Origin of the sequence: Lacibacter sp. H375, from assembly GCF_037892425.1 — a bacterium.
GTDB lineage: Bacteria > Bacteroidota > Bacteroidia > Chitinophagales > Chitinophagaceae > Lacibacter.
The window spans coordinates 209,815-224,607 of sequence record NZ_JBBKTT010000002.1 but is presented as its reverse complement, the minus strand read 5'-3'; the positions used below and the strand labels follow the sequence as shown (position 1 = coordinate 224,607).

At 40.6% G+C, this 14,793-nt stretch carries 9 protein-coding genes; 4 read left to right on the top strand and 5 right to left on the bottom strand.

Going from position 1 to position 14,793, the window contains the following annotated elements; translation table 11 throughout:
- The first annotated feature begins 115 nt into the window (after positions 1–115).
- The 4 genes from WG954_RS21400 (at position 116) to WG954_RS21385 (ending at position 4,283) form a co-directional block, all read left to right on the top strand.
- Positions 116–781: a hypothetical protein gene (locus WG954_RS21400; RefSeq protein WP_340439149.1), complete on the top strand. Its 666-nt coding sequence runs from the start codon at positions 116–118 to the stop codon at positions 779–781.
- A gap of 78 nt (positions 782–859) precedes the next feature.
- Positions 860–2,092 carry a sodium/glutamate symporter gene (gltS, locus tag WG954_RS21395; protein ID WP_340439148.1) on the top strand — a complete coding sequence of 411 codons (1,233 nt, stop codon included), beginning with the start codon at positions 860–862 and terminating at the stop codon, positions 2,090–2,092.
- Between the two features lie 197 nt (positions 2,093–2,289).
- Complete coding sequence (locus tag WG954_RS21390) at positions 2,290–3,165, top strand: carbon-nitrogen hydrolase (protein WP_340439147.1); 876 nt, start codon at positions 2,290–2,292, stop codon at positions 3,163–3,165.
- A 68-nt stretch (positions 3,166–3,233) separates the two neighbouring features.
- A complete protein-coding gene (locus WG954_RS21385) occupies positions 3,234–4,283 on the top strand; it encodes an agmatine deiminase family protein (protein ID WP_340439146.1) in 1,050 nt (349 codons plus the stop codon).
- Positions 4,284–4,520: 237 nt separating this feature from the next.
- On the opposite strand, the gene WG954_RS21380 is transcribed toward WG954_RS21385, so the two are convergent.
- From WG954_RS21380 to ilvA, 5 genes are all read right to left on the bottom strand, one after another.
- A complete protein-coding gene (locus WG954_RS21380; RefSeq protein WP_340439145.1) occupies positions 4,521–5,597 on the bottom strand; it encodes a porin in 1,077 nt (358 codons plus the stop codon).
- A 119-nt stretch (positions 5,598–5,716) separates the two neighbouring features.
- Positions 5,717–7,117 carry an ammonium transporter gene (locus WG954_RS21375; protein WP_340439144.1) on the bottom strand — a complete coding sequence of 467 codons (1,401 nt, stop codon included), beginning with the start codon at positions 7,115–7,117 and terminating at the stop codon, positions 5,717–5,719.
- A 225-nt stretch (positions 7,118–7,342) separates the two neighbouring features.
- On the bottom strand, positions 7,343–8,848 hold the full coding sequence (locus WG954_RS21370) for a glutamate synthase subunit beta (RefSeq protein WP_340439143.1): 1,506 nt from the start codon (positions 8,846–8,848) through the stop codon (positions 7,343–7,345).
- 39 nt (positions 8,849–8,887) lie between these two features.
- On the bottom strand, positions 8,888–13,405 hold the full coding sequence (gene gltB, locus WG954_RS21365) for a glutamate synthase large subunit (protein WP_340439142.1): 4,518 nt from the start codon (positions 13,403–13,405) through the stop codon (positions 8,888–8,890).
- A 134-nt stretch (positions 13,406–13,539) separates the two neighbouring features.
- Positions 13,540–14,793, bottom strand: coding sequence for a threonine ammonia-lyase (ilvA, locus tag WG954_RS21360; protein WP_340439140.1), 1,254 nt, complete (start codon positions 14,791–14,793; stop codon positions 13,540–13,542).

Below are 14,793 nucleotides of genomic sequence, written 5' to 3'. Positions count from 1 at the left end.
GCGCAAGCATCTACTCAAACATTCTCATCATGGCACAAGAATGAGGTGCTGGAAAAGAGTGTCGAACTCTTGTACCGAATAATCAACTAAATTTGATACAGTCTCCTATTTAGAAATGGATTATCAATTAGAAAAAAAAGTTTGGACTGATGCAGATTTTGAACAAATGGGTTGGCACGATTGCAACATTTACAAAATCCGTCTGGCAAAAGATCTGGAATTAGACATTGACTATATCCTCCAATGGAATAATCCAGAACTTGAAGGAATACCTTTTACTTTTTGGGTAGCACCTGCAACTTTAGTGTTTACATCAACTCAAAACTTAACATTTGAGTTTGACTTTGGATTTGAGGATGTTTTTGAAATTGAAGACATCGAAAGGGAAGGTAACAATCAATGGACGATCATCACCAGACAAGGCAACCTTCAGTTTACATGCAATGGGTATGAACAGTTTATTCGTCAGGAACCATCTTTTCAATTTGAACAGAGAATTTCCTACATAGAACGAAATGGCTATTCTCTTGACAGAGTTACAAACCAGGAAAATCCGAACTTAATTAGAGAAGATGTTTTGGAACAGCGCAGGCAAAATTTAGAGCATTACGAAAACGCAAAAAAGAGACATCTTAAAAAACTGGAATTAGAAGAACTTATAAAATCCAGAGAAAATAATGAAATTGATACAAAGGCATACCTCATAAAGAAAAAAGAGATCAACGAGTTATTGTTTTCCTATGACTTTTTTCTCAAGGGAACACTGTTTGAAAGTTGGTGAAGTTTCATTCCTAACAAAAAAGGATTACCTGTTCTTGTTTTGTTGAAGTAACTTGTTTTGTATACAATGTAAAACTTTATGCCTGCAACGGAAACGCAGATACCCCAAATTAATCTTGATCTCATTCAGACTCTTGCAATCGCCGGTCTTATTTTCTTAACAGGCATGTTGCTCAAAAAGAAAATCTCTGTTTTTGAACGACTCAATATTCCATCCGCCGTTTTAGGCGGATTAGTTTTTGCAGCTTTCAATCTCATTGCACACGACAGGTTCCTGAACATCCAGGTAAATACGTCCATGCAATCTTTGTGTATGATGCTGTTCTTTACTTCCATCGGAACCAATGCAAGTTTTGGATTATTAAAAAAGGGAGGAAAACAGGTGATGGTATTCCTCGTTCTTTCATCGGCATTTTGTGTGATTCAAAACCTTGTGGGAATAGGCGTTGCCAGCTTATTTGGTATGCCGAAATTGTTTGGTGTGATGGCCGGCTCTGTAACATTGGTTGGAGGTCCTGCAACAGGTTTAGCATTTGCGCCTTTATTTGAAGAGATGGGATTAACTGGTGCGGAAACAATTGCCATTACATCTGCAACATTTGGTATTGTGTTCGGCGGATTACTTGGCGGACCTGCTGCCACTTTCCTCATCAATAGGTTCAACTTAGAGAAAGATGCGAAGAAGAACCATACGAAAAGAAAAACCTTAGCCAGCGAAAAGGATGAGCTGCTTGGTGTTGATATTACACATGAAAATTCAGGTTTCACTATCAGCTTGGTTAACATCGGCATCATCATGGGCCTGGGAAGTGCGGTGAGTTTTTTTATTGCAAAAACAGGCATCACACTTCCTGCATATATCGGTGCCATGATCGTGGGTGCAGTATTCAGAAACATCAACGATAAAAAAGAATGGACGGCGATGGATCAGAAGACGATTGATTTTGCCGGTGGCATTGCTTTAAATATTTTTCTTACCGTTGCATTAATGGACCTGCGGTTATGGGAGCTGTTTCATTTGGCATTACCACTTTCTGGAATACTTATAGCGCAAGTGATCGTTGTTATTTTATTTGCACTCACCATCACCTTTGTGCTGATGGGAAAGAACTATGAATCGGCTGTAATGTCAAGCGGCTTTATTGGCTTTATGTTGGGAACTGTTGCAAATGCAATGGCGGTGATGAAAACAATAGTAGATAAACATGGTGTTGCACCAAAGGCATTCCTGGTTGTTCCGTTGGTGGGTGCTTTTTTTATTGATTATATCAATGCACTTGTGATAACTGTTTTTGCCAATTTTTTGAAGTAGAGGAATTGAGCTCTGGCAATAATAAAACTATCTGTACAATCCGGATGAAAGTTACGCTTCAGAAGACTTATAAACTACCATTCGAAAAACAAGAATATCAGTTCCAAAGTCTCCCCCAATTCCAAACGCCCGATTCCTAATTCCTAACACTTCCCTCCCAACTATTTCTGTATTTTTGCCCGTCTTAAAAAAGCACTATGAGTAAAGTACAAGTAGGGTTGGTGCAAATGAGCTGCACGGCCAATAAAGAAGAGAACCTGCATAAGGCAATTGCCAAAACAAGAGAAGCGGCGGCCAAAGGCGCACAGATCGTTTGTTTGCAGGAGCTGTTTACATCGCTTTATTTCTGCGATGAGGAGAACTATGATAATTTCCTGCTGGCTGAAGCCATTCCCGGTCCGTCGACAGAAGCTTTGAGTGCTGTGGCGAAAGAACTCGGTGTGGTGATCATTGCTTCGTTATTTGAAAAACGTACACAGGGTTTGTATCATAACACCACAGCGGTGTTGGATGCTGATGGAACTTATCTGGGCAAATACCGCAAAATGCATATCCCCGATGATCCTGCGTATTATGAGAAATTCTATTTCACACCCGGTGATTTGGGTTATAAGATCTTCAAAACAAAATTCGCCAACATTGGTGTACTCATCTGTTGGGATCAATGGTATCCTGAAGCAGCACGTATCACTGCATTGATGGGAGCAGAAATATTGTTTTATCCAACAGCAATTGGCTGGGCAACTTCACAAGATGAAGCAACGAATACCGAACAATACAACGCATGGCAAACGATGCAACGCAGTCATGCTGTTGCAAACGGCATTCATGTGGTAAGTGTAAACCGTGTAGGATTAGAACAAAATGGTGCGATGCAATTCTGGGGAGGCTCGTTTGTAAGTAATCCGTTTGGGACGTTATTGTATAAGGCAACCCATAATGAAGAAGAGGTGCATGTGCAGGAACTGGATCTGAAAAAAACAGATCAGTACAGAACGCATTGGCCGTTTTTACGTGACAGAAGAATTGATTCGTATCAGCCAATTACGAAACGGTATATTGATGAAGACTAAACAGTTCATAGCTGATGGTTTATTGTTAATAGCAAGAGCCGTCAACAATGAACTATTAACAATGAACAATGAACTCAAAACTTACTCCTAAAGATCTCGGTTACTATTTTCCTGCTGAATTTGCACCACATGTTGCAACATGGCTTTCGTGGCCACACAAAGAAGCTTCATGGCCCGGGAAAATTCATACTATCTTTCCTTACTATGCAAAGTTTATTAAAACGCTTTCATTGAGTGAGCTGGTGCGTATCAACGTTGCTGATGAAGCAATGAAGAATTTTGCATTGGGTCATTTGCAAACAGCAGAAGTTGATCTTAGTAAAGTTGAGTTCTTTTTTCACCCAACAAATGATGCGTGGTGCAGAGATCATGGACCTGCATTCCTCATCAACCCAAATGCAGAGCAGAAAAAAGTAATTGTTGATTGGGGTTATAACGCATGGGGTGGAAAATATCCTCCGTTCGATCTTGATGATGTAGTGCCAACACTTATTGGAAAGCATTATAATATTCCGGTGTTTAACCCCGGTATTGTCATGGAAGGTGGTTCGGTTGAATTTAACGGCAAAGGAACATTAATGACATCAACAGCTTGTTTGCTGAATCCAAATCGTAATCCGCATTTGAATCAACAACAGATTGAAGAATATCTTATCAACTATTATGGTGTAGAACAAATACTTTGGATCGATGAAGGAATTGTTGGTGATGATACCGATGGACATATTGATGATACGGTTCGTTTTGTAAACGAAGACACGGTGTTAACTGTGATTGAAGAAAACAAAGCCGATGAGAATTATGAGCTGTTGCAGCACAACTTAAAACAGCTGCAGCAAATGCGTTTAATCAATGGCAAGCAACTCAACATTGTAGAACTACCAATGCCGGATGAACTGGTATATGAAGATCAACGCCTCCCCTGCTCTTATGCAAATTTTTATATTTCAAACAAGCATGTAATCGTTCCAACGTTCCGTTCTGCAAAAGATGACAAAGCATTACAGATCATTCAGCAATGCTTTCCTGAACGTGAAGTGGTTGGCATTGATTCAACAGAGATCATCTGGGGATTGGGAAGTTTCCATTGTTTAAGTCAACAGGAGCCGGCAGTATAATCATTCTGTTTAAAATACAGCAGAAGGAAATAATGTTCAATCATTGTTTCCCTTTTTTTGTTTAGTAAATAATGCTCACAGATTTGTAAAGGAAAAAATCTGTGACATCAGTTAGAAAGAAGATTTCATTAAAACGAAAAACCTCCCGTAAATACGAGAGGTTAATCGATTGCCCACTATAGAAAGAGCGGGCCTGCCATATATAAAAAAGGAAACTAAATAACTTTAGATCCTCCCTTAAAAACTTAATACGGCAGCTAAAATAAATGAACCCGTACTTTTTTGTGATGCTGCGCCTGGTGCATCACTGTTCTTGTAATAAGTAGCTGCACCTGCTCCGTCTAATCTGAATTCAGGAACAATCATGATACCTGGTACTGGCTTAATGTTGAATGAAAGTGTACCAGCGGTTACTCCGGTTCCAAAACCTGCAAGGCCGTCATCATCAGCAAAATGTTCGCCTCTGAGGGTTATACCAAATTTATCTGAAGGGTCGATATTAACATACAAAGCAGTACCCCACCATGATATATTTGAACCTGCTGCTGATGGGTCAACTGTTTTATAAGCAGCATCAAGACCAAGGCCAAACTTACTGGTAACCGGTGCCAACAGAGTTAAGCCAATCTGGTTAACTGAATTGTCGTCTAAATCTTTACCACCAACATAATTGAGGTAAGCGTTTAAGTGATCTGATGTTTTGCTCACCTGTGCAATTACATTCTTTTTCGCAAAAGGAGCAGAAACATAATCAGTAGGGTTTGCAACCCCCACCATTAAACCAAACCCACTACCTAATGTGAAATCAGCTTTAAGACCGGTATGAGTGAATGGTCCGTAAGTGAACAAATGGCTCATGCTGTAGTTGCGGTTTAGTTGCGGATCAACTAACTCATAACCCATATGGGTAGCCCATTTACCAATTGTGAACTTCACTTTATCTGAAGGGGCGTAAGTAACATAAGCCTGTTTAATTGCAGATCCAAGGTATTGTCCGTTTGCTGTTTCAACATAAGAAAACTCAGCAGCACGTGTGCCAAAACCGAGATCAGCAACAACACCTATTTTTCCTTTTGTATATTCAGCTTTCAGACTAGCCATACCTAACTCAAATGAATTAGATGAGTTAGTGAAACTTGTTCTGCTGTTGTGATTTAAAGGATCGGCAACATCTTTTGCATTGTTAAAATTATAACGGTAGTAAGCGTCAACATATCCTGAAATCTTCAACGAACCAGATGTTGAATCCTGGGCCTTAGCAGTTAGAAATAATGACGAACATACGATAGCTAATGCAGAAATTTTTCTTAACATTGTATATTGCTTTTAAGTGTTAATAAGGGTACAGCCGATCTATTGCGTCAACAATACATCATCAGGCTGTACCTTTTTTGGTTTGTGAATGTTATACTTTTTTAAGCTGAGAATTAAGCTTACTCAGCAGTATTTGCTACTTCTTCTTCTTTCATTGAACCGTTCTTAGATACCAACAGCGTACCCTGTAAGTACTTTTCGTTGTGTTGAGTGGCATCGAGACCAAGTTCTTCTTCTTCTTCAGTTACACGCATTGGAAGAATGAAGTTGATGAATTTGAAGATGAGGAATGAAGCGGTAAAGCTGAATGCTACAACAATTCCGAGTCCTTTCAATTGTGTAAAGAAGAAGTCAGGATTGCCGTAGAACAAACCGTCGTTACCGGCTGCATTTACTGTCTTTGTTGCAAATAAGCCAGTCATGATCATACCAACAATACCACCAATACCGTGGCAAGGGAATACATCGAGCGTATCATCAAGACTTGATTTTTGTTTGTAATAAACAGCAATATTAGAAATGATGGCCGCTACTGCGCCAATGAAGATACTTTGAGGAACTGCTACAAAACCGGCTGCAGGTGTAATTGCTACCAGACCAACTACCGCACCAATACAGAAACCAAGTACAGAAGGTTTTTTACCACGTACAACATCAAAGAACATCCAGCTTAAACCTGCTGCTGCAGCTGCTGTATTGGTTGTAGCGAATGCAGAAACTGCAAGACCGTTGGCACCTAATGCAGAACCTGCATTAAAACCAAACCATCCAAACCATAAAAGCCCTGTACCAATCAAAACGTAAGGAACGTTTGCAGGTGGAATCTCTTTATTTTCAATGTGTACTTTTCTACGCTTTAATACCAATGCACCTGCAAGTGCAGCACAACCTGCTGAAATGTGTACCACTGTACCACCAGCAAAGTCAAGAACACCCCATTTAAATAAAAATCCATCAGGATGCCAGCTCCAATGCGCCAATGGTGCATACACGAGCAAACAGAACAATACGGTGAACAGGATGTAAGAGGTGAAACGGATACGTTCAGCAACAGCACCTACTACCAGGCCTGGGGTGATGATCGCAAACATCATTTGAAACAATGCAAACAATGCAAGCGGAATGCTTGGCGCTAAACTCCAGGGAGCACCTGAAACAACATCTTTAAAGAAAAGGAATGTTGTTGGGTCGCCGATGAAGCCGCCTTGAGACTGTCCGAACGCAAGGCTGAAACCAACTACTACCCAAAGAACACCTACAACGCCTGCTGCTACCACACTTTTGATCATGGTAGAGATCACGTTCTTACGGTGTACCATCCCGCCGTAAAAAAAGGCAAGACCTGGGGTCATCAAGAATACTAAAGCAGTTGCTACAATGATCCAGGCAATATCTGCCCCATTGTAAACACCTTCTTTGTCTTCAAATGCTGAGGCAGCCGGAATAAAGAGTGCTGCGATGGCAACAGCCGCCAAAATAAGGAAGGGGGCAATTTGCCGGGGGGTTACTTTTTTAATCATGGTCGATCGATTTTTGGTTTAGATATTAATTAATTTTTTAATTAATTATTATTAAACTAAACTACATATAAAAAACAATAGCATCAGTTAGTTTTTTTCACATTTTATATTTTATAATATTTACTGAATGGGCGTAAAAAAACAGGTGCAATATTTTGTTTTTCAACAAATTGCACCTGCTTTTACCAGTTGGGCATCATAAAACACCCGTATTAAATTCTCTAATTAAATAGCATAAAACGTAGCTGTCTGATCTTTTGTTTCCAATAAAGACGTTCCAGAAAGGAATTCATCCACTTTTCTGGCACACTCTCTTCCCTCGCTAATTGCCCAAACAACCAATGACTGCCCTCTGCGCATATCACCTGCAGTGAATACTTTATTGATACTGGTTTTGTATTCCTTCTCGGTTGCTTTTACATTCTTGCGCTCATCCAACTCAACACCCAATTGCTCCAGCAAACCTACATATTGCGGATTTACAAAACCCATGGCCAGTAAAGCAAGTTCACATGGAATAGTGCGCTCGCTGCCTTCTCTTTCAACAAAAGATGAAGGACGTCCATCTTCACTACTCTTCCATTCCAGGTCAACGATCTTTAATGCTTTCAGATTTCCATTTTCATCGCCAATAAATTCTTTTGTTGCAATGGCCCATTTACGATCGGCACCTTCTTCATGTGAAGAGGATGTTTTCAACGTCATTGGATAGGTAGGCCAAGGCATAAATGCTGTTCTGTCTTTTGGTGGAGTTGGCATCAATTCAAACTGTGTAACAGATGTTGCCTTGTGACGGTTACTTGTACCAACACAATCGCTTCCTGTATCACCACCACCAATTACCACTACATTTTTACCGGTTGCAAAAACATCTTCAGAAAGAATATTACTTTCTATGGAAGCATTTGCTAAAGGATCAAGTTTTGCATTACGTTTATTCTGCTGCTTTAAGAATTGCATGGCGAAATAAACTCCTTTCAAGTCACGACCGGGAACATTCAGATCTCTTGGTACAGTAGAACCTCCAGCTAAAACAATTGCATGATATTCACGCAAGAGATCGTTAACACTAACATTTACACCCACATTGGCATTACACTTAAATGTTACGCCTTCATCTTCCAGCACTTTCAACCGACGATCGATCACCCATTTTTCTAATTTGAAATCAGGGATACCATAACGCAACAAACCACCAGCCTGATCATCACGTTCAAATACAGTAACTGTATGACCGGCATAATTTAATTGCGCTGCCGCAGCAAGTCCGGCAGGACCACTGCCAACAACTGCTACTTTTTTACCAGTACGTTTGTTGATCTTTTTCGGTTGTACAAATCCTTTATCGAAAGCAATTTCAATGATATGCTTTTCAATTTCTTCAATTGCAATGGCAGGTTGATTGATACCTAACACACATGCAGTTTCGCATGGTGCAGGACATATCCTTCCTGTGAACTCAGGAAAGTTATTGGTAGATGAAAGAATATCATATGCTTCTTTCCACTCCTTACGATACACTGCATCATTGAATTCAGGAATAACATTACCTAAAGGACAACCATTATGACAGAAAGGAACACCGCAATCCATGCAACGTGCACTCTGCTGGTTGAGCTTTTCATCAGGGTAACGATTTACAAATTCATTGTAATCATTCACCCTTTCTTCCACACTTCTTTTGGTTGGAAGCTCTCTTGTAAATTCTAAAAACCCGGTTGGCTTACCCATGAGAACGATTTATTTTTTCCGTTTCTTAGTTAGTGATAATTATTTACCGACAGTGATTGTTTGTTTGCTCTTCAGAACAACTTTCTTGTAATCGCTTGGGAACACTTTCACAAAATGCTGAAGCTGATTTTCAAAATCATCTAACACAAATTTTGCAACTGTACTTCCCGTGTATTCGTAATGCTTGCTGATCATTTGCTTTAACTCAACCGCATCTTCATCACTCACCGGATCAAGATCAACCATTTCCTTATTGCAGTTAATTGCAAATTTTACTTTCACATCATATACATAAGCAATACCACCACTCATACCTGCAGCGAAGTTGCGTCCGGTATCTCCAAGAATCACCACTCTACCGCCTGTCATGTATTCGCAACCATGATCACCAACACTTTCAACAACCACACTTGCTCCTGAGTTTCGAACAGCAAAACGCTCACCTGCTTTACCACGAATGAACGCTTCACCATCTGTTGCACCATAGAACGCAACGTTTCCAATGATGATGTTTTCTTCAGGTGTAAATGTTGAAGCTTTTGGAGGATAAACAACCAGCCTTGCACCACTTAATCCTTTACCGAAATAATCATTTGCATCACCTTCCAGTTCCAGGGTAACACCTTTGGTATTAAATGCACCAAAGCTTTGTCCGGCTGTACCTGTGAATTTGAAATGAATGGTATCAGCAGGTAATCCTTCTGCACGGAATTTCTTCGTGATCTCGTTTGATAAGATAGTACCTGCAGTACGATCAGTATTCTTTATTTCGAATGAAGCAGTTATTTTTTCTTTCTTCTCTAATGCCGGTTTTGCAGCTGCTAATAATTTCCAATCGAGTACTTCTGTTAAACCATGATCCTGTTCTTCAGTGCGATACAATCCTGTAAATTCTGAAGCAGGTTCTTTGTATAAAATCGGCGAAAGATCAAGTTTGCTGAATTTCCAGTGATTGATATTCTCTCTCATCTGTAAACAATCAACCTGGCCAATCATTTCATTTACTGTTTTGAAACCAAGTTCTGCCATGATCTCTCTTAACTCCTGCACCATAAAGCGGAAGAAGTTAACCACATGATCTGCATTACCTGTAAAACGTTTACGTAATTCGGGATCTTGGGTAGCAACACCAACAGGGCAAGTATTGAGATGACACTTACGCATCATGATACAACCTTCAACAACAAGAGCTGCAGTTGCAACACCCCACTCTTCTGCACCAAGTAATGCAGCAATGGCAATATCACGACCGGTTTTCATCTGTCCATCGGCCTGCACAACTACACGACTACGTAATTTATTTTTCACCAGTGTTTGATGTGCCTCAGCCAAACCAAGTTCCCAAGGAAGACCGGCATGTTTGATCGATGAAATTGGAGATGCACCTGTACCACCATCATGTCCGCTAATCAATACCACATCAGCCTTCGCTTTTGTAACACCGGCAGCAATGGTACCCACACCTGCTTTACTTACCAGCTTCACATTGATACGTGCAGCACGGTTTGCATTCTTGAGATCAAATATTAATTGAGCAAGATCTTCAATTGAATAAATATCGTGATGCGGAGGCGGAGAGATCAACCCAACACCAGGTGTTGAGTGACGTGTTTTACCGATCCATTCATCAACTTTATGACCGGGCAATTGTCCACCTTCACCAGGCTTAGCACCCTGCGCCATTTTAATCTGTAATTCATCAGCTTCAGTGAGATACAAACTTGTTACACCAAAACGTGCAGATGCAACCTGCTTAATTGCAGAACGCATGCTGTCACCGTTTGGTAAACGATCATAACGACGTTCATCTTCACCACCTTCACCGGTATTGCTCTTACCGCCTAAGCGGTTCATAGCAATAGCCAATGTTGTATGTGCTTCCCAGGAGATAGAACCAAAGCTCATAGCACCTGTAGCAAAACGTTTGTAAATAGCTTCAGCAGATTCAACTTCATCAATACTGATTGCAGGGCGATTGCGTTTAAACTCAAACATACTTCTGAGTGTTGCCGCTTTTTCGCTCTGATCATTTACATGCTTCGTATATTTTTTGAACGTTGCATAATCATTCATCTTGGTTGCATATTGCAACAAGTGAATAGTAGTTGGGTTGAACAGATGGAATTCGCCTTTGCGTTTCCATTGATACACACCACCAACAGGCAATCGATCAACAGGCACATCTTTTTTGCTGAAAGCAAAGTAATGTTTCACCAATGCTTCTTTTGCAATTTCTTCAAGCCCTATACCTTGTATACGGCTTGTTGCACCTGTGAAATATTTATCAACCACTTCCTGGTTCAAACCAAGTATTTCCAATATCTGTGCACCTTGATATGATTGCAAAGTAGAGATTCCCATCTTAGAGAATACCTTCAACAAACCATCACAAACTGCTTTCACGTAATTCTTACGCAACGCTTCCCACTCAAGATTTGTTTCAAGTGATCCGTTCACTTTCATATTACGTATTGAAGCCAACGCTAAGTATGGGTTAATAGCTGTTGCACCAAACGCAAGCAAACATGCAAAGTGGTGAACTTCCCACACATCACCGGCTTCTACAACAATACCAACCTGTCCACGTAATCCTTTACGAATAAGATGATGGTGTACGGCAGCAGTTGCTAACAAAGAAGGAATAGCAGCATGGTCACTATCAACAGCACGATCGCAAAGAATCAATACTTCAAAGCCATCATTCACCGAATCTTCTGCATAACGGCAGATACGATCAAGACCAGCTTTCAAAGAACCTGGTTTGCCATCTGCACGGAAATAGATCTGAATCGTTTTTGCCTGGAACTTACCTGTATCAATACTTCTGATCTTTTCCAGATCACTACTGGTAAGAACCGGTTGCTTTAACGCAACTGTATGGCAATGCATCGGATCTTCTTCCAGCAAATTACCGTTGTTACCAACGAAAGCAGCAAGACTCATCACCATGCGTTCACGAATAGGATCGATCGGTGGGTTTGTTACCTGTGCAAATAATTGTTTGAAGTAAGAAGTTAAATGCTGAGGTTGATCACTGAGTACTGCCAATGGCGTGTCAGTTCCCATCGAACCAATTGGTTCTTTCCCATCAATGGCCATTGGCTTAATGATGGTATCAATATCTTCAGTTGAATAACCGAATGCCTTTTGATATTTATGAATGCTTTCATCACTGAGATGCGTAAACGCAACACGTGGTTCAGGCAATTCTTCAAGACGAATTTTATTTTGATTCAGCCAATCTGCATATGGTTTTTGTGAACAGATGGTTTGTTTCAGTTCTTCATCACTGATGATGCGTCCCTGCTCCATATCCACCACAAACATTTTACCCGGATGCAAACGACCTTTCTTCACAATTGTTTTTGGATCAACCCACACAGTTCCTGTTTCACTTGCCATGATCACACGATCATCGGAAGTAATGCAGTAACGTGAAGGACGAAGACCATTACGATCTAACGTAGCACCAATAATTTTTCCATCAGTAAATGAAATGGATGCAGGACCATCCCATGGTTCCATGATCGATGCATGGTATTCATAGAATGCTTTCTTCAACGGATCCATCTGATCATTATCATCCCAAGCTTCAGGGATCAACATCATCATTACATGCGGTAATGAACGGCCTGTCATTGCCAGTAATTCGATCATATTATCCAGACATGCAGAATCTGACTGACCACCTGTTACAATCGGCAACAACATCTCCATTTCATCTTTCGTGAAGTTGGGAGAAGTGAAACCATGCTCACTTGATTTTAACCAGTTGAGGTTTCCTTGCAACGTATTGATCTCACCATTGTGTGCAATGAAGCGGAATGGCTGTGCCAATTTCCAGGAAGGAAATGTATTGGTAGCAAAGCGGCTGTGCACCAAGCCAAAAGCACTCACCACTCTTTTATTATTAAGATCAGGAAAATAACCACGCACCTGTCCGCTGGTCAGTTGTCCTTTATACACAACTGTTTTATAAGAAAGTGAGGCAATGTAAAAACCAATGGCATCTTTCTTAACAGTGCTGTTAATTAAATGTGTTGCATGATTACGTAACACAAACAACTTGCGTTCAAACTCATCAGGATTGGTGATATGATCAGGACATGCAACAAAGACATGTTCCATTTCAGGCTCAACACTCAACGCTGTTGGACCGATACCATCAGGATTTACCGGCACTTTCCTGTAGGTCAAAATTTCCAATCCCAGCTTCTCAGCTGTGCGATTGAAAATATCACGACACTCTTCACGGAGTTTTATTTCCTTGGGGAAAAACAAAACGCCCACGCCATACTTTCCAAATGATGGGAGATGAACACCCAGCTTTAAACATTCTTCAAAGAAGAACTCATGTGGAGTCTGAATCATAATACCTGCGCCATCGCCGGTATTATTTTCACAGCCACACGCACCACGATGCTCCATGTTTTCCAACACAGTTAACGCATCACTGATATGCTGATGTGATTTGTAGCCTTTAATACTCGCTACGAAGCCGATACCACAAGCATCGTGTTCAAATGCCGGGTTATATAAACCTTGGTTGCCTGCCATTCTACATGCAAGTTTTGATGAAAAATATTATTCAAGTCAGGTTTTTAAACCTGTAATAGCAAGCAATCGCTTAAAATTACCAAATAAAACAACTAACACCTGTTGTAGGATATGTGATATTTCTAACAGAAATATCACACCAGGTAACCAAATAGGTTGTCGTTCTTATTCAGTTCCGTAAAGTTAATCTGGTACTTTTTCATATTGGTTAAAAGCGCATCATAGTCCGTCCTGCTCCGCAGCTCAACTCCCACCAATGCCGGACCTGTTTCCTTATTATGCTTCTGCATGTACTCAAAACGTGTAATGTCATCATTTTCACCGAGTACATAATTTACAAATTCTTTTAATGCACCGGGACGTTGTGCAAAACGGATAAGGAAATAGTGTTTCAGCCCTTCATGCTGGAGGCTTCGTTCTTTGATCTCCTGCATGCGATCGATATCATTATTACTGCCACTTACAATACACACAACAACTTTTCCTTTGATCTCATCGGCATAATCATCCAAAGAAGCTATACTTAATGCCCCGGCTGGTTCAACTACAATGGCATCTTCGTTGTACAGCTTCAGAATTGTTGAACATATTTTTCCTTCGTTAACAAGGTGCATATCGTCCAACACATCCTTACAGATGCTGAAGGTTACATCGCCTACACGTTTTACCGCAGCACCATCAACAAAACGATCAATATTTTCTACTGTTACCGGATGACCAGCTGCCAACGCTTCTTTCATTGAAGGAGCACCTTCGGGTTCGAGACCAATAATTTTTGTTTTGGGTGAATAAGTTTTGAAGTAAGAGCCAATGCCTGCACTTAACCCACCACCGCCAACAGGAATGAACACATAATCAATATCACTTTGTTCTTCCAACACTTCAACGCCAACAGTACCCTGCCCTTCAATGATGCGCAGATCATCAAAGGGCGGGATAAATGTTAAGCCATTTTCTTCTGTATAAATTTTGGCTGCTGCTGCACAATCATCAAACGTGTCGCCCACCAAAAGCACTTCAATAAAATCCTCGCCAAACATTTTTGTTTGTGTGATCTTTTGATTAGGCGTTATCACCGGCATAAACACCACACCTTTTGCATTGAGCTTTTTACAACTGTATGCAAACCCTTGCGCATGATTACCGGCACTGGCACAAACTACGCCTTTTGCTAATGTGTCAGCAGGCAAACTGCTCATCATATTATACGCACCACGAATTTTATAGCTGCGTACCACCTGCAGGTCTTCCCGCTTGAGATAAACCTTGCATTCATACTTCTTCGATAGACTGCGGCTTAACTGCAATGGCGTTTTGTGCACTACTTTTTTAATACGCAGTGCTGCGCCGGTGAAGTCAAGCTTTGTATCGTTCGAAGTTATATACAT